Origin of the sequence: Actinoplanes xinjiangensis, from assembly GCF_003148685.1 — a bacterium.
GTDB lineage: Bacteria > Actinomycetota > Actinomycetes > Mycobacteriales > Micromonosporaceae > Actinoplanes > Actinoplanes xinjiangensis.
Window position 1 is genome coordinate 164,799 of sequence record NZ_QGGR01000016.1, and the last position, 16,209, is coordinate 181,007.

10 protein-coding genes, 1 tRNA gene and 1 pseudogene are annotated in these 16,209 nt (G+C 68.9%); 5 read left to right on the forward strand and 7 right to left on the reverse strand.

The window, feature by feature from the left end:
- Window positions 1-180: 180 nt before the first annotated feature.
- Both BC793_RS31355 and BC793_RS51710 read right to left on the reverse strand, forming a co-directional pair.
- Window positions 181-252, reverse strand: a tRNA-Lys gene (locus BC793_RS31355).
- 355 nt (window positions 253-607) lie between these two features.
- A pseudogene (locus BC793_RS51710) lies at window positions 608-700 on the reverse strand (DUF397 domain-containing protein); the annotation flags it as partial.
- 213 nt (window positions 701-913) lie between these two features.
- On the opposite strand from BC793_RS51710, the gene BC793_RS31365 reads away from it, so the two are divergent.
- A complete protein-coding gene (locus BC793_RS31365; RefSeq protein ID WP_109599072.1) occupies window positions 914-1,261 on the forward strand; it encodes a hypothetical protein in 348 nt (115 codons plus the stop codon).
- A gap of 260 nt (window positions 1,262-1,521) precedes the next feature.
- Here the strand turns inward: BC793_RS31365 and BC793_RS31370 are convergent, their stop codons facing one another.
- Window positions 1,522-5,067 (reverse strand): M4 family metallopeptidase, encoded by a 3,546-nt coding sequence (locus BC793_RS31370; protein ID WP_146246510.1) that lies wholly within the window; start codon window positions 5,065-5,067, stop codon window positions 1,522-1,524.
- A 523-nt stretch (window positions 5,068-5,590) separates the two neighbouring features.
- Here BC793_RS31370 and BC793_RS31375 point away from each other — a divergent pair.
- The gene (locus BC793_RS31375; protein ID WP_203896404.1) at window positions 5,591-6,688 is read left to right on the forward strand and encodes an FUSC family protein; all 1,098 of its coding nucleotides are present in this window, start codon (window positions 5,591-5,593) and stop codon (window positions 6,686-6,688) included.
- 284 nt (window positions 6,689-6,972) lie between these two features.
- Entirely contained in the window at window positions 6,973-7,839 is an 867-nt protein-coding gene (locus BC793_RS31380; RefSeq protein WP_158319415.1) for a S1 family peptidase, read from the forward strand.
- 164 nt (window positions 7,840-8,003) lie between these two features.
- Here the strand turns inward: BC793_RS31380 and BC793_RS31385 are convergent, their stop codons facing one another.
- The gene (locus BC793_RS31385) at window positions 8,004-8,996 is read right to left on the reverse strand and encodes a cellulose binding domain-containing protein (protein ID WP_158319416.1); all 993 of its coding nucleotides are present in this window, start codon (window positions 8,994-8,996) and stop codon (window positions 8,004-8,006) included.
- Between the two features lie 491 nt (window positions 8,997-9,487).
- Between BC793_RS31385 and BC793_RS31390 the strand changes: the two genes are divergently transcribed.
- Window positions 9,488-10,792, forward strand: coding sequence for a CE1 family esterase (locus BC793_RS31390; protein ID WP_239170377.1), 1,305 nt, complete (start codon window positions 9,488-9,490; stop codon window positions 10,790-10,792).
- Window positions 10,793-10,938: 146 nt separating this feature from the next.
- On the opposite strand, the gene BC793_RS31395 is transcribed toward BC793_RS31390, so the two are convergent.
- The 3 genes from BC793_RS31395 to BC793_RS31405 all read right to left on the reverse strand — a co-directional run bounded on the left by BC793_RS31395 (window position 10,939) and on the right by BC793_RS31405 (window position 14,259).
- Complete coding sequence (locus BC793_RS31395; protein ID WP_146246512.1) at window positions 10,939-11,859, reverse strand: CHAP domain-containing protein; 921 nt, start codon at window positions 11,857-11,859, stop codon at window positions 10,939-10,941.
- Window positions 11,860-11,960: 101 nt separating this feature from the next.
- The gene (locus BC793_RS31400) at window positions 11,961-13,685 is read right to left on the reverse strand and encodes a serine/threonine protein kinase (RefSeq protein ID WP_109599082.1); all 1,725 of its coding nucleotides are present in this window, start codon (window positions 13,683-13,685) and stop codon (window positions 11,961-11,963) included.
- Complete coding sequence (locus tag BC793_RS31405) at window positions 13,675-14,259, reverse strand: hypothetical protein (protein ID WP_109599084.1); 585 nt, start codon at window positions 14,257-14,259, stop codon at window positions 13,675-13,677. Before BC793_RS31405 ends, BC793_RS31400 begins: the two co-directional genes overlap by 11 nt.
- Before the next feature lie 484 nt (window positions 14,260-14,743).
- On the opposite strand from BC793_RS31405, the gene BC793_RS31410 reads away from it, so the two are divergent.
- Window positions 14,744-15,955: a phytase gene (locus tag BC793_RS31410; protein WP_109599086.1), complete on the forward strand. Its 1,212-nt coding sequence runs from the start codon at window positions 14,744-14,746 to the stop codon at window positions 15,953-15,955.
- Window positions 15,956-16,209 lie beyond the last annotated feature (254 nt).

Sequence of the window (16,209 nt, forward strand, 5' to 3'; positions counted from 1 at the left end):
TGAAGGTCGGCTCACGCAGTTGGAGACAGCAGTCGACCCGGCTGGCCAGCAGCAGTCGATCAGCGGCCACGGACTCGCTCACGGCACCTCCCGGACGTGCGCTGCTGTACTTTGCTGCTGTACGGCCCCGTATACGGAACTGGTCAGTACCGGTAACCCGGCACTGACCAGCCAATACAGTGGGCCGCCAGGGACTCGAACCCTGAACCTAAGGATTAAAAGTCCTCAGCTCTGCCATTGAGCTAGCAGCCCGCAGCAGACAGACTACCGGCGTGCGACCTTGACGCCCACCGGGATACCCCGAAGTACGTGTTCTTGCAGCTCAAAGATGATTCTCGGCGGTATCGGGCAGATACCGAGGCCCCCATGGATCTACGCTTTGACAGCCCTGCACGGCCCAAGAGGGCGACCACGGAGCGACCTTGGAGCGACCTTGGGGGTCAGGCGCCAACGGTTCGGACGCTGACTCAAGGACGGACGGTGCAACCTGTAGCTACAGCGCCACGGAACACTCGGGCAGCACCGAAGGCCTTGATCGTTTCCGTACAGCTCAGCCCTGCGCGTAGGACGGTCCGGTCAGCATGGACGGGGCCTCCGTTGTCTTAATTCAGACGTCGAACGCGCCGTCCTTGACCCCTGCCAAAAAGGCGGACCTTTCAGAGCGGCCGAAGACTAGGGTCCCGCCGTCGCGGTCCTTGGTGTCCCTGACAGCCGCCCCTCACGTCATAGTCACTCACGACGCATTCATCTCCCCTGCCGTCATGATCCTTTGATCATGTCGTCAAGCCATACACGATCTGCCGCTGACGGCGCGTACGCCTACCGGGCTGGTCACGCTCTGTGCGCCAGCCTGGTCAGCTAGCGCACGCTCGGGCCGATCTGGGTGCGCCGCTTCGCAGCTTATGATCGCCGCATGCAACCGGTCATTGACGTGACGCTGGGCGCCGCGGGCCCACCGCACGAGGTTGTGGTCAAGCTCCAAGGCGGTGATGACTGGGAGCTGAACGTCTGGGCAGCCTTCGAGGATCTGGCCAGGCTGCGCGGCGTTCGAGCCGCTGCCTGGGACCGACGTAGGTCGATCGCGGCTGGAGTAAGCGCTGGTGGCAGGGTTTTTTGGTGTGCTCCCGGCGAGGGATCGGATCCTGAGATCGCGACGGTGTTGATCGGACATGACGACGAGGCGTGGGACATCGCCTTTCTGATACCCGTAACCCTCGTCGAGAAGATCGGCATTCTGGCAAGCGCACGACAGCTGGACTAGCCGGTCGAGGGGAAATCAAGTTACTCATTTGCCGCGATTCGCGCACTGGGAATCGCGGTGTCGTGCAGCGCTCACCGATGAAGCGGACTGTTTCGACTGAGCGCCGCAAACCGGGCGTGCCCCCAGGACATGCACGCAGAACCGCCGGGCAATGGGCGGGTCCACAACTGGATCGCTGGAGGCACTCGGACCAATGTGGTCGCCGGTCCGGCCCGGGTGGTGCGCCTGCCCGCCGGCACACCGCCCGGGGCTGAGCCGCCCTATCTGCGGTACCAGGTGCGGGTGCTGGTGTAGGCGATGTTGCCGAGCTTGTCGTACGCGCGAATCCGTACCGTCATGGTCTTCTTCTGCTTCTTGGTGTTGACGCTCAGCACATAGCCGGCGGTCGTGTCCGTCGCTACTACCTTGCCGTTCACGATCAGCTCGATCCGCGCGATGCCGGAGGCGTCGGACGCCTTCGCCGCGACCTTGACGGTGCCCTTGACCTTCGCCTTGTTGCCCGGCGCCGCGGTGATCGAGAGCGAGGGAGCCTTGTTGTCGGCGATCACGGTCCGGGTGTAGCCGCGGGTGTTGCCGAGCTTGTCGGTCAGCTTCCAGACGAGCTTGACGGTGCCGTTGCTGTGGCCGGTCGCGACCTTCTTCGTGTACCCGGCGCCCAGGTACTTCCCGTTCGCCCACAGCTCGGCCCTGGCCACGCCGGAGGCGTCGCTCACCGCGGTGAGCGAGGTGGTGAAGGTGCCACGGACGTGGGTGTTCTGCTTCGGGGTCACGGTCGCGGTCGGGCCGTCGTTGTCGACCACCACGGTCTGGGTGAATCGGCTGTGGTAGCCGTCCTTGTCGGTGGCTTCGACCACGAGCCGGCCGCCGCTCGGTGCAACGGTCGCGGACCAATCGTTGCCCGCCCGCTGCATCGCCACGCCGTTGACCTCGGCGGAGGCGACGTCGGCCGAACCACGGAAGACGACCTTGACCGAGCCTCGGATGCGCGCGCCGGCCGACGGCGACACGATGCTGCCCGCCGGACCGGCCGTACCGACCCGGACCGTCGTGGTCGTACTGCTGCTCGGCCACCAGCCGATCGCGCCTGCCGGGTACGACACGCGGTAAGCAGTCGTCACGGTGGGGTTCACCGTGAGGCTCCACGCGCCAGCCGCATCCGCCGTGAGCGCGGAGACCCGCGTCCAGGTGCCCGCCGTGGGGGCCTTCTGCTCCAGAAAGAGCCGGCCGAGAGTGGGCGGGCCCGTGACGGTTCCGGTCAGCGTGACCGGGGCGCCAGGATCGACGGTCGCCGACGACGGCGACAGCGTCAGCTGGGCCGGTTTCATCGTCAGGATCTTTTCGGCGCTGTCGATCGCGTTGCCGCGGGCACGAACACTGATCTCGTACGCCTGCGCCGGGTCGAGACCGGTCAGGGCGACCGATCGGGTCGTCGCCGGCACCACCTGCTCCGTGCCGGGCGTGACCTTGATGACGTAGCCGGTGACCTGAGGGCTTCCGGTGGCCGGCGCGAACCAGCTGACGGTAGCGGTGCCGCCGACCTCGCCGGAGTACACGTACGCGATGGGCGTCGCGGGTGCCAGCGGCGGTCCGACGGTGTACGGCAGGTCGAAGGTCGCCGTCTCACCGTCGGGATCGGTCGCGGTGAACCGGATCGTCCCGGTGCCCGCCGTGCTGGGGGTGCCCGCCACGGTCACCCTGGTCATCCATTCGAGATCGGGGTCGACGGAGGTGGTGGCGGTCAGGCCGTCAGGGAGCCCGGTGGTCTCCACCGTCACCGTCGTGATCTGGCCGAGAAGGCGGAAGTCGGGGTAGTCCTCGAAGTTCACCCGGAAAGAGGTCGCGGCGCCGACGTTGAAGGTCTGCGAGGTGGGCAGAAGCCCTGCCACGGTCGGCGGTCCGGTGACGTACCAGCGGGCCGCCGACGCGTCGGTCCGGTTGCCGTCCGGATCGGTGGCGTGGATCCGTACCGTCGACATGCCCTTGGCCGTCGGCGTGCCGCTGATCAGGCCGTCAGGCGCGATCGTCAGGCCGGGCGGCAGGTCTTCCGCCGACCAGAGGATGGCCTGTCCTTGCGGGTCGTTGCCGGTCAGCTGATGCTGGACCGGGGTGCCGAGGTGCGCCGGCGCGAACCGAACCGGGCCGATCACGGGTGCGGTGTTCGACGCGGGCACGGTGCCCGAGCCGTCCACCCCGACCGCGAGCCACGCGGCCTGCACCGCGGACCGCTCGGCGCTGTCCGAGCCGTACAGGTCGGCCGCCGCCTGTAGCGTTGCCTGTCGCGCCCCGACGAAGTCGGTGCTCGACACCATGTACGTGGCCAGGGCGCGGTACCAGATGGCGCCGGCCGCGTCGTTGCCGATGCCGGTCACCGGGGCCGCACCGCCGCACGGGCTGCTGCTGCCCCATCGCGTCGCGCCGCTGCCCACGGCCAGGCTGTAGAAGAACTTGTTGGCCACACCGGAAGAACGGTGCACGTCGAGATCCTTGATCGAGGGACTCCAGCACGACACCGACCTGCGGTCGCGGGTCGGCTCGTCCATCCAGCGCAGCGGCTGCGGAGCGGTCATCTCGCCGATCAGGTAGTCGGGCACGTCGGCCGGGTTGTCCGCTGCGAACTCGACCAGTGTGCCGAAGATGTCGCTGGTGGCCTCGTTGAGCGCCCCCGACTCGCCCGCATAGACGAGGTCGGCGGTACGGAAGGTGAGCCCATGCGTCACCTCGTGTGCGACGTCGTCGAGTGCCGTGTAGGGCTTGCGGTCGCCGTTGGCGTCGCCGAACTTCATGCAGAGGCAGGTGTCGTTCCAGGAGGCGTTGGCCCAGTCGACGTCGTGGTGGACGTACGCCGTGACGCCCTTGCCGTCGCCGTTGATGCCCGCGCGGCCGAAGGTGTCGTTGAAGTAGTCCCAGGTCCTGGCCATGCCGTAGTGCACGTCGACGCCCACGGTCGCCCGGTCGGCGGTCGTGCCGTCGCCCCAAACGTCGTCGGCGTCGATGAACGCCCGGGAGTTGGCCGGCGTCGACCCGGAGGGGCTGTTCAGCGCGTCCCGGGTCGTGTTGCCGCCCCGGTCCGGGTCGATCAGGGTGAAGGCGCCCTCCGCGGTACGCGTGGTGGACAGCTTGACCTCACCGTTGTGCAACCCGTGCCCGGTCGCGGTGTCGGCGTGCTTGGTCAGGTCGTACGTGCGCCGGATACGGCCCGTGGTGGCGTCCACGACCACGACGAGATGGCCCGCGATCGTCACCTGCCATGCCAGCGCCGGCTCACCCCGGTGGGCGTCGACGACCAGCTGCGCCTCCGCCGACCCGGGCGACTGCTTCCCGGCCGTGGCGATCGCGTCGTTCTTCGCCACCGCAGGCGTACGGGACACGTCGACGGCCGCGTCCTGAGCCACGGTGGCGCCGGCGAACCTGCCCGCGGCGGTGGTGTGAACCACGAAGTCACCGCCGAGCACGCGAAGGCCGTTCCAGGTGCGGTCGAAGCGCACATGCCGGGCCCCGCTGCTGTCGATGACGACGTCGTCAGCCTCGTATTCCTCCCCCGCGACGGCGTGCACGGCCTTCCTGTTGGCCCGGACCACCTCGCGTGCGGCCTCGACGACTGCGGGCTTCGCGGCCGGCGCGACGGACCGGCCGACCAGGACGGGCCGCGGGGAGCGCTGGGCATCACGACCCTGGTCCTGCCGACCCACCGACGACGGCGTGGGCGACTCGGGCGCCGGATCGGCCGTGTCCGATGCGGAGGCGCCGGCCGGGGGCGACACCGAGGCATGGGCTGCCGCCCCGATCAGAGCTGCCGCGGCAACCATCGCGATGAACTTACGGGCATGGCTTCGCCTGACCGTCACTACCTTTGCCCCCGTAAAATCGATGAAGGCGAATAGTAGCTACTGAGGTCGAGGGTGTGGTGCGTGACGTAGTCGATCTCACGCGCCCCGCGGTGGAGAGTGACCCGGACGTCGAATTCGGCGAGCAGATCACACAAATACGGAGACAGGAGAAAGCCGGTTACAGCTTCACCGTCAACACCAACTCCGGGAGGCCGGCGTCCGGTTTCAGGTGGCGAACCTGCCTGGCTAGCCGAGGCTAAACGAGCTGCCCGGTCAAGACGGCCCGTGCTGAGCGAGGTTTCACTCTCGTGCCGCGATCCGCGCTGGGCCAGCCACCGTCACGACTGGTGAGCGGCTGTGACGGATCGGCGTCCTGTCGTGCCGAGATGGCTCATCACCGCTGCACGGTTTCTGACGATCGCCAGCGCAGTCATCCCCTCGAGGTAGACGCCGGTTAGCGGCGACCGCAGCTCGGGTAGATCAACTTCCCGTGCTTCCGATCATGACTCTTCGCGGGACGGTGGCCCGGTTACAGGGAGCTGCCGTACCGACGTTCCTGGCCGCCACAGCGGCGACGCTCGCGTGGCTCGTCGCCGCCCATCTCATCGGCCATCCCGATCCGGTCTTCGCGCCATCCGCCGCGCTCATCGTTCTCAGCGAATCCGGTGGTCGGCGATTACGTCAGAGCGCCGAGCTGGTTCTGGGCGTGGCCGCCGGGGTTCTCGTCGCGGAGCTCGTTGTGCAGGCGCTCGGCACGGGTGTGCTCAGTCTGTTCGTCGTGCTGGTGCTCACGGTAGGTCCCATGCTGGCGGTCGGCGCCGGTAGCACCCTCGTGGTGCAGGCCGCACTGTCCGCGCTGTACCTGGTCGTCGTCGCTGCGCCGGAGGGCCGGCTGATCCCGTTCCGGTTCGCCGACGCGCTGATCGGGGGTGTGATCGCGATTCTGGCGAGTCAGGTCGCTGTCGCCCGCAAGCCCCTCGCCCCGCTCGTGGCTCAAGCCCGTCAGACGTACACCGATCTGGCCGATCTGCTCGACGCTCTTCGCGAAGCCATCGCCCGGTGCGACGAGCAGGCCGCCGATGCGGCACTCGACCGGGCACACCGCCTCCACATCTGCGTCGAGCGTCTCGACGCTGCGGCCCTCGCAGCAGGCGAGACCCTGCGGTTGCGGATCCGTCGCCGCAGACGACTTCAGCAGGTACGCAACGTTCAAGCGACCATTCATCAGCTTGACCATGTCGTCGACAATGTGTGGGTGCTGGCCCGGCACGCGGTGACATTGACCCGACTGCACACCAACACGCCCGACGAACTGGATCCGGCTCTTCGGGCACTGACCGATGCCGTCCGCTGCGCCGGCGCCTGTCTGGCCACGGATCTGGCCGGCGGCGGAGATCCGAGCCGGCACGCTGGGCACGCCGACGCGAACGCCCTCGAGGCGGTCCGGGTTGCTGCGAAACTACTCGACTCCGCCTCACCCGCTCCGGTAACGATGATCGTGGGCCAGATCCGGACGACGGCGGTGGACTTGTTGCGGGGCGTCGACCAGGAAAGCGACGTGCTGGGCCGCGTTGACGCGGCCATCGGGTGGCAGAGCTGACCCATGCCGCTGTTTGCCATGAAGCAAATAGGTGGCGGCCACAGCTCAGGTCACGGGCGGGACCCTCAACCCGGTCCGCAAGGATGCGATGTTGCCGGGCCAGGGTTGCGGCGAACAAACTCAAGCTAGCGTTCAGCGGCCTGCCGTCGATGCCACCTACAGCCACCTCGCCGAAACCACGGAAGACCGCGGCCGGCCGGGTTGCGGTGGCAGGATCCGGCCAGCCGGCGCCGTTGGTCGGGGTTCTCTCCTACCGTCGTCCTCCACACCCCCTGGAGGCGCGCATGATCGCAACAATCGAAACGGGATCGGCCGGTATCAGGTCGAGTGTTCGCCGGCTCGCGGTGGGATTCCTCGCCGCTGCCGCGTGCATTGTCGTACCCGCCGCCCCGGCCAACGCGGTTGCCTACAGCTATCTGGTCGGACATCCGGCGAATCCCCGGCCGAGTGGCTGCACCGGCGGGTTCGCGGTCAAGGGCACCTCGGGTGTCTTCGTCGTCACGGCCGGGCACTGTGCGACGGACGCCGCCGGCAAGGGTGTCGTCGGCCATCGGATCTGGGGCACGGACGAGGCGTTCGGCACCGTCATCCGCAACGACTGGGTCGGAGATGCCGCCACGACCGGCTCGTACGACGCCGCGTTGATCCGGCTCGACCCCGACGACACCGCGTATCAGATCGTGGAGGACCCGGTCGGCCACGGCCGTCCCGGCACCGGCAGGGTGCGCGGCTGGTACGCGAACTCCGCGTTGTCCCAGGGCTTCAAGATCGGCAAGATGGGGAAGACCACCGGCTGGACCGAGGGCACCATCACCGAATGGCGCACCGTCACCTACCCGAACGGCTGGCGGTTCCCCGCCTTGTGCACCACCGCCACGGCTCTCCCCGGCGACAGCGGCGGACCGGTCTGGCGGCACGACGCCAACGGTGTGATGGCTGTCGGCATCGTCATCTCCGGGAGGACCGGCTCCATGTGCTTCGCCCCGATCCAGCACGTGCTCCAGCGGTTCGGGGCAACGCTGCCGGTCTTCACCAGCAACGCGAAGGGTGCCCGGGTCGACTCCCGCCCCGGCGCGGCGACCGTTGTCACCGAGCCGACCGGCCCGTCGATCCCCTACAACCCCGAGCCCTTGCGGTTCGAGGATCTGTGACGGCTGCCGGCCGGTAGCCGGATCGGGTGAGCGCACCCGCCGGGGACGCGAGTCGGCTGCACGGTAGGGCTGCCCATAAGCGCGCAAGCCGTACCTCAGCGACGTCACCGGGCGAGCGGATGACCGACAAGGCCGTCCAGGCGCTACTACTGGCAAGCGGCGGTTCAGGATTTCGGTGTGGGCGGGGCTTTCGATGTGGCCGAGGCGCTGGGGCCCGGGTCGATCGAGATCATGACCTGCGTCGGGGTGGAGAGGTTGCCGGCGCCGTCGAAGGCGCGAACGCTGACGAAGCGTGTTCCGTAGCCGAGCCCTACCAATGCCGTGGTGTCGCCGACCCGGCTGACGACCGCGCCGTCCAGCGCGACCTCGTAGCCGGCGACGAACTGGTCGTCTTGGGGCGCGTCCCACCGGGCGGTGAAGTAGCCGCCGCTCGGGTTGACGAGTCTGAGGTTCGTCGCCGGGCCGGGCGGGGTGACGTCCGGTGCGGTGCCGAGGCCCAGGGTCGCGAACGGGGAACGGTTGCCGGCCGCGTCGACCGCCCGCACTCCGAAGGTCATCACCATCGGCGGGGGGATCGGCATGCTGTGGCTGGTGGTGGTCACCGTGGCGATCGGGCCCGAGGTGGTGCCGGTGTAGAGCTCGTATCCGACGACGCCGGTGTCGTCGGTCGACGCGTCCCAGCGCAGGGTGAAGGTGTTGCCCTGCGTGTCACTGCGGAAGTTGGTCGGCGTACTGGGCGGCTGGACGTCGCGGGCCGCCGGATTGCCGGCACACGACCCGCCGTTGAGCAGGCACGAGTGCGGCACGCCGGGACCGGAGGCGATCCAGCCGAAGGACGTCGACGCGCCCGGGTCGAGACTCGCGTTCCACGAAGCGCCGGTGATGACGTAGTGCGTACCGGTCCGGGTCACCACGGCGTTCCAACTGTAGTCGAGCGTGGTGCCGTCCGGCAGGTCGAACTCCACCCGCCAGGCCGCCATGCGGTCCACGCCGTCGTTGGTCACCGTCATCCTGCCCAGATAGCCGGTCAGCCAGGAGTTGTCCTTCAGGAACACGGCGGTCGCGGCCTGGGCGGGTCCCGGGGTGAGCATGACCGCCGCCAGCCCGGCGATCAGCGCGGCCAGGACCGTGGACACGCGCGACGCGAATCGACTCATGTCGATTGACGTTACGCGCTGGACTTGCTCGCGGACGCAGCGTGTCAGGATGTGGAATGCGCTGCGGCTGGAGTTTCTCCGCGGCCGGCGGCTCGGACATCCCGGAACGGCGCCCCCTGGAGAGGGGGCAGCGCGATCCAGGCGCGTGCTTGCGCGGCAGTCCGCGGCGCGGGCCCACGCCATGCGGCACACATTGCTGTCGCTGAGTGAGCGCCCGTTGCTGGAGATGGGGGCTGTCCTGGTGGTCGCCTTACGCCCTTCATCGAGTGGAGTTGAGGCAAGTCGTACTCGCGATCCACTACTGAGAGACACCCTTGATCAGTGCTGCGAGCGGCCGCCGCCATGCGTTGAGCAGGATCCAAAGGCGACACCCAACCACCGCGGCGGCCAGCCGTGGACATCGATGATCGTCGTTGACATGAGACGTATGATGTTTGCACAATGGGTTGGCGCGACCCCCATCACGCACTACTTCAGGACTGGAGTATCTCGTGCTTCGTGCCGGACCCCCATCTCGGCGCAAGGGACTGCTCGCCACCGTCGCCGCCGGACTTCTGGTCGTCGGCCTGGCTGTGACCGGCACCCACGTGGCGTCGGCGGGCACTTTCCCCTTGGCCGCCAATGCCCTTGCGCCCACCGCCGGATGCGGCAAAGCTCCCACCCTCACCAGCGGTACGCGCACGATTCAAAGCAGCGGCAAGACCCGCTCGTTCATTCTGCGAATCCCGGACGATTACAACAGCAACCGCCAGTACCGGTTGGCCTTCGGGTTCCACTGGTTGGGTGGTACTGCCAGCCAGGTCGCGACGGGCGGGACCGACGGACATGCCTGGGCCTACTACGGCATGCTCTCTCAGTCGAACAACACCACCATCTTCGTCGCCCCACAGGGCATCAACAACGGCTGGGCCAACTCCGGTGGCGAGGACGTGACGTTCACCGACGACATGATCCGCCTGATCGACAATGCGCTCTGTGTCGACACGACCCAGCGGTTCTCCGTCGGCTTCAGCTACGGCGGCGCGATGAGCTACTCGCTGGCGTGTTCCCGGCCGAATGTGTTCCGTGCGGTCGCGGCGATCGCGGCCCCGGGGGCGATCAGCGGATGCAGCGGTGGCACCGGGCCGGTGGCGTACATGGGCATCCACGGGATCAATGACGGCATCCAGAACGGCCGGGCCCTGCGCGACAGGTTCGTCCGGAACAACGGCTGCACCGCCCAGAACGCCCCCGAGCCGGCAGCCGGCAGCCGCACCCACATCATCACCACCTACTCGGGGTGCCGCGTCGGATACCCGGTCGTCTGGGCGCCGTTCGACGGCGGCCACCAGCAGGGTCCGGTGGACGGGTGCGCCGGCTGTGAGAGCGGCGCGCGGAGCTGGGTCAAACAGGAGGTGTGGAAGTTCTTCAGCCAGTTCGCGGGCACCCCGTCGGCGTCCCCCTCCTCACCCGGCCCGATCACCTCGAGTTCGGCGGGCGGACCCTGCCGGGTCAGCGCGGCCGTCAACCCCTGGAGCACCGGCCTGACCGAGAACCTGACCATCACCAACACCGGAAGCGCCCCGATCAACGGCTGGTCCCTGACGTTCACCCTGCCCGGCGGCCAGAGCATCACCTCAGGATGGAACGCCACGTACTCGCCGACGTCCGGTCAGGTGACCGCCCAGAACGTGAACTACAACGCCACCCTTGCCCCGAATACGCCGGTGGTCATCGGATTCCAGGCCAACCACACCGGCAACACCGCCACCCCGACCGCATTCACGCTCAACGGCGCGGCGTGCACCGTTGCCTGACCGGCGCAAGAGGGGCATCGAGGGATCAGCGGGCGAAGAGGATCGCAGTGTCGGGCGGGGACACGTCAGCGGTGGTTGGTGGGCCTCGCCGCCAGGGCGGTCGCTACCGCGACATGGCTACTGGCCGGCCGCACTCCCGGCGGAGTTCAGCTCTGCGGGCGGCTGTATCCCGAGACACCCGCGGTGCCGCGCCGGATCGTACGGGTGGTGATGCGGTTGTTGTAGTTGCCGTCAACCGTCGTCACCGTGTCCGTGCCGACGGCGACGATCACGCCGACGTGGTCGTTGGAGGTGCTGCCGCCGAAGTTCCAGCCGATCACGTCGCCTGCCCGTGCTCCGGCCAGCGACGATCCGCCATGCCAGGTGCCACGCCTGGTGCCGTACGACTGGAAGCTGATCGCTCCGGCGGTCAGGCCGGTGGTGTTGGCGCCGGCCTGCCGCCACACCCAGCGGGCGAAATCGGCGCACCACGCCTCGGACCGCCATCCGCCGGCGCACCTGGTGCCCGCGTTCAGCGCACCGGAGTAGTAGTTGCAGTTGGCGCCGTTCTCCTTGTTCCGGGCGGCGTTGGCGGCCTCGCCGCGGGCGATCGACGCGATGCGGTCCCCGACCCCGTTGCCGCCTCCGTTGCCGCCACCGGGTACACCGGAGGCCCACCGGGCGACGTGGCCGGCGCCGTAGACGACCGCGTTGCCGTCGTCCTGCAGTTCCAGGGCGGCGCCGGGGTTGCCGTGGGTACTGGTCCACCAGACGGAGATGTTGCCGGGGGCGACGACGACCAGGTTGCCGTCGGTCTGCATCCGGACGATGGATCCGGCCCGGTTGGTGCCGGTGGACCACACGGCGCGGTTGCCGGGCGCGTACTCGACCAGGTTGCCGTCACTCTGCATGACCAGCACGTACTGGCCGTTCGGGGAGACCAGGCGGGCGTTGACGCCGAGCTGTTCGCCGGCGCTGAGCCGGAAAGTGCCCGCTCCCGCCTGGGCGGGAGTCGCGGCGAGCGGCAGCAGGCTGAGGGCCAGGGTCGCGGCGGCGAGCCGGACGGCGGTACGGACGAGCTTGCGCATGACCACTCCTGAGGGGCGCGGGTTCGGTGTTCCCGAACGACGAGAGCAGTTCACCGCGGATCAGGGGCGTTCAATAGTTCAGGGGTGTACCCCTGCGTACGTCAGTCGCAGTCGCTGCCGCTGCCGCCGGCCACCTGGACGACCTTGCGGGTGGCCAGCTTGGCACCGGTGTCGGCGAGGGCGTCGGAGGGACGATCGCCGGCGGCGTGTGCCGTCTTCGCGGCGTCGAGGCCGACCGCGAACAGGCCGATCTCGTAGTGCTGGCCCACCGCGCCGGGGAAGTATTCGACGCCCTCCCATGAGGACAGTGCCGACGGGTCGTCCCAGCCGTGCGGGTACTGGACGTACCATTCGTTCGGTTCGTCGTTGTCCAGGTTCCGGACGGCGAGAACGAGGGTCTCACCGGCGGCCAGCCTGGCGGTCCCGGTCACGAAAGCGCATTTCTGTACGCCGGAGCCGGCCGCCGGCGTGATGATCTTCCCCGTCGTGGTGACGACGGCGGCCGTGGAGGTGGCCCCGGCTTCGGGCGTCGTGGCGCCGGCCGAGGGGGTCGGCTGTTCCACAGTCGGAGGGGCGATCACCCGCTTGGAAGCGGTGGGTGGCCCCGATGCGACGGTTCCACCCACGCCAGGGCTGTGACTCGGCGCCGCCACCGATGCCGTCGACGGCATGACGGTCGGCGCGGGTGACACCGTGGCCCCGGATGACACGATCGGATCGGCGACGGTGGTTCCGGGCTCGGCGGAGATCCACGGGGCGGCCACGGCCACCCCGCCCCCGAGTCCGGCAAGGGCGAGCGCCGAGGCCGCGGCCAGCGTGGGCCAGCGGCGGTTCCGCGGGCGCGCCGTCGGAACGGCCCGTCCGGTGACGGCCAGCCTCCGCAGTTCGGCCGCCCATTCCAGACCGTCGGCCGGGCGGCTCGCCGGGTCCGAGCGCAGCATCGCGAGCACATGCGCCGCCAGAGCATCCGGGTCGGTCACGCCGGCCGTCCGGGCGACCGCACGGATCCGCGGTGCCAGCAGGTCGGGTAGCGCGGCACCGGCCGGCGGCGGGTCCGCACCGAGGAGGCAGAACACCGCCAGAGCGCCCAGTGCGTACCAGTCTCCGGAGTCTTCCCGGGCCCGATACGGATTGCGCAGGATCTCCGGCGCCGTGTACGCCGGGGTGTGCATCCCCGCGGGGTCGTATCCGTCAGCGGCCGTCCGTATCCCGCCCACATCGATCAGCACCACACCGCGTGCCGGGTGAACGATGCAGTTGCCGGGCTTCACGTCCCGGTGCAGGCTCGGGTTGCCCGCCGACCGGCTCGCCGCGTGCAGCTGCTGCAGGGCTTCGGCCGCCTCATGGACGTACTGCATCCGCTGCCCCACGGTCGCGGCGCCGGCCGGTTCCCCGCCGGCCAGTTCGGCGAGGGTGAGACCTTCGAGCCACTCCATCACCAGGTACGGCACGGGTGGCCCATCACTCTCGCGGCCCTCCGGATGCGGAGGAGCGCCGACGAACACCTCGTTGAGCCAGACCAGCCGGGGCAGGTGGAGATGCTGGAGCAGGACCGTGCGGTCCTTCCACCGCTGGAGGACGTCCGCGGACGGCCAGTCGTCGTCGGCCCCGTCCGGCGGGTGGAGGGCTTTGACCGCCAGCGGAACAGCCGACCGCAGTTCGCCGTGGTAGCTGGCACGCCAGGTGGTGCCTTCGCCGCCGCGCCGGCCGTCACCGAGAAGTTCGAAGCGGTCGGGGGCGTCGATCGGACCGGCGAACAGACCGTTCGGGCGCGGGCCGGGAAGCACCCCGGGCCCTTCGGTCGCCGCGCTCGTGTCACTCTCCACGGCGGTCGCCCAGGTCGGTCCGGCTGACGTGGCCGTTCCACAGCGCCCAGCGGGCCAACGGCAGCCGGAAGTCGTTCGCGTTGTCGCCCTCGGCGACCAACCCGGCGATGCCGTAGCCGGACAGGCTCTCCCTGATCATTTTCAGAACGTTGCGGACGTACTGCGGGCTGAGATCGAGACGTTCGCCGATTTCCGCGTACGTCGCCGGCCGCGCCGTCGCACCGGAGCCGGTGAGCAGCGGCCGGCACAGTTCGACCATCACCCGATGCTGGGCCGCGGTGAATCGTCCGGGCCCGGTGAACGTGTCGGCCGACGATGTCACGGGCGAACCCGCAGCCGGCCGCGACGACGAGGCCTCGACCTCCACGCTCTCGTCACCCCGGGAGCCGGCCAGAACGATCGAGAACCGTGGGTACGGAGGTGAGACGGCCGCCTGGGGCACCACCACGTGATCCTCACCGGCCGGCGGGCGTACCACGATCGGTTTGCTGGCGGATTCGTTGCGCACCAGAACCGTGCCGTCGACCAGTTCGATGGCGACTGCCAGCCGGGAGATGTGGCCGTCATTCGGCAACTGGACCGTACAGGCGCTACCGCGTCCGACGGTGACCCGATCATTCGGCGTCAGGGTCCACCGGCGCGCCAGATAGCTGATGGTTGCCGTTGAGCCGTTCAAAACGCCACCTTCTCGACCGCACCGGCGATGAAGCCGAAGTCTTGCAGGCGGCCCCTTCAGATCACCAGATATCAACGGCAAACCGGCACCTGAGTACGGTCAATCTCCACCGATCGGGGTCCGATGGCCGGACATACGCCGAACCGGATCACGACTTCGCCCCCTCCGGACGGTCGGGCGCCGGCCGCCCCGGTCACGATCGGGGCGATCATCCGCCGGATCTCTTGTTGGCCGCTCTCGACTACTGTTCAATCCGTCATCAGATGCGATGCGAAGAGCGACGACGTTGTCCGCGATTCAAAGTCACGGATAGGTAACGGGGGATTCGGTGTTCAACAATCAGCCACCCCCTGGTCAGGTGGATCGGGAATCGTCACCGGTCATGCAACGGACCACCGGTATTGCCGCGCTCGTCGCTCTGACCACTCTCGCCGCCGGTTTCCCGGCGTATGCGGCCGAGCGCCCGCCCCGGGAGATCACCGCCACCGTCGAGACGCCGAGCCTCTTCGACGACGAGGCCGGCGGCGACGCCGACGCTGACGACCCGGCCATCTGGATCAACCCGGCCGACAAGGGCCGCAGCCTGGTCATCGGCACCGCCAAGAACGGCGGCCTGCGCGTCTACGACCTCAAGGGTCGCGAGATCCAGTCGATCGCCACGCCCGAGGGTGGCCGGTTCAACAACGTCGACGTTCTGACCGGCTTCAAGCTCGGCAAGAAGAAGGTCGACGTCGCCGTCGTCACCGACCGCGGTCTCGACAAGCTGCGCATCTACAAGATCGAGGCGAACGGTCTCACCGACATCACGGCGGCCGACGCCCCGCTGCTCTTCTCGAAGGATGAGTCCGAGGTCGAGGAGCAGGCGACCGGCTACGGCATCGCCGTCTACGACCGTTACGCGGTGGTGAGCCGCCGGCACAGCACGCGGCTGGGGATCTTCCGGCTCGAGGAGAAGAACGGACGGGTCACCTACCGCACCACCGACACCCTGGACCTGCCCCGCGAGTTCCAGCTGCCGAACGGCGAGCGCTGGACCCCGTGCCTCGAGCCCGGCGAGGACCCGCAGGTCGAGGGCATGGTCGTGGACGCTGAGGCGGGCGTGCTCTACGCCGCCCAGGAGGACGTCGCCCTCTGGCGCATCAACCTGGCCGGCGGCACGTTCAGCAGCATCCCGCGAGTGGTCGAGCGGGTCCGCGAGTTCGGCGAGCCGGCCACCTACGACCCGGAGTCGGAGGAGTGCACCGTCGAATATGTGAACGGCTTCGGCGGCCGCATCACCGCCGACGTCGAGGGCGCCACGGTCTACCGCACCGGCAAGCGCAGCGGCTACCTGATCGTTTCCAGTCAGGGCGACAGTCGCTTCTTCGTCTACGACCGCCGCACCAACAAGCCGGTGACCATCTTCTCGGTCACCGACGGCCGCAACGCCGACGGCGTCCAGCACTCCGACGGCGCCGCCGTCACCGCGGTCGCCCTCCCCGGCTACCCGAAGGGCCTCCTGGTCCTCCACGACGGCGAGGACACTCCGAACGGCGACCGCACCAGCACCAACTTCAAGTTCGTCGACTGGCGCTCGCTGGGCCTGCCCTCCTGACGGCGCAGCTCCCCGAAACACCGAAGGCCGGGTCTCTCTTCACGGAGAGGCCCGGCCTTTTCACAACCGATATCGGGTACGCCCCACAACTCCCACCACCGCAGGGCAACCGCCCCCGGCTGCGCCGCGACCGCCGGCGGAGTCCCGTCCCGGAAACACAGAAAAGGCCCACCCGTTACCCGGGTGGGCCTTTCCTTACGTTGAGTCCGGCGGCGTCCTACTCTCCCACACCCTCCCGAGTGCAGTACCATCGG

Bases quoted from the DNA above. Each gene is read 5' to 3' on its own strand.
- BC793_RS31410 (WP_109599086.1), top strand. From the start codon at position 14,744: ATGCAACGGACCACCGGTATTGCCGCGCTCGTCGCTCTGACCACTCTC.
- BC793_RS31380 (WP_158319415.1), top strand. From the start codon at position 6,973: ATGATCGCAACAATCGAAACGGGATCGGCCGGTATCAGGTCGAGTGTT.
- BC793_RS31385 (WP_158319416.1), bottom strand. From the start codon at position 8,996: ATGAGTCGATTCGCGTCGCGCGTGTCCACGGTCCTGGCCGCGCTGATC.
- BC793_RS31395 (WP_146246512.1), bottom strand. From the start codon at position 11,859: ATGCGCAAGCTCGTCCGTACCGCCGTCCGGCTCGCCGCCGCGACCCTG.
- BC793_RS31370 (WP_146246510.1), bottom strand. From the start codon at position 5,067: ATGGTTGCCGCGGCAGCTCTGATCGGGGCGGCAGCCCATGCCTCGGTG.
- BC793_RS31375 (WP_203896404.1), top strand. From the start codon at position 5,591: ATGACTCTTCGCGGGACGGTGGCCCGGTTACAGGGAGCTGCCGTACCG.
- BC793_RS31365 (WP_109599072.1), top strand. From the start codon at position 914: ATGCAACCGGTCATTGACGTGACGCTGGGCGCCGCGGGCCCACCGCAC.